This window comes from Gluconobacter aidae (assembly GCF_009547075.1).
Classification (GTDB): Bacteria; Pseudomonadota; Alphaproteobacteria; order Acetobacterales; family Acetobacteraceae; genus Gluconobacter; species Gluconobacter aidae.
The window spans coordinates 1-260 of the sequence record NZ_WIPH01000122.1 but is presented as its reverse complement, the minus strand read 5'-3'; the positions used below and the strand labels follow the sequence as shown (position 1 = coordinate 260).

Annotated in this window: 1 pseudogene; it reads right to left on the bottom strand. The window is 52.3% G+C overall.

The features are described from left to right. A pseudogene (locus GFJ39_RS14410) lies at positions 1–228 on the bottom strand (tyrosine-type recombinase/integrase); the annotation flags it as partial. Between the last annotated feature and the right edge of the window lie 32 nt (positions 229–260).

Sequence of the window (260 nt, the reverse complement as noted above, 5' to 3'; positions counted from 1 at the left end):
CTCGCGTTCCTCCGGTGGCCTGCTTTTCTCAACCCGCTCGATCTGTCTTTTCAAGCCTGTTGTGGCACCCACCCAAGGATTAGGTCCCTTAAGAATATGCGTGCGAATAGACCAATCCCACAGCATCTTCAGCGGGCTGATAGCGCCTTGAATGGTCTTAAGGTGTAGGTTCTGTCTGCCCAACCACTCCACGAACCCACCAATGACGGGCAGTGGAATATCATCCATGTTCTGGCTTCGCAGAAACACCATAGGATCAT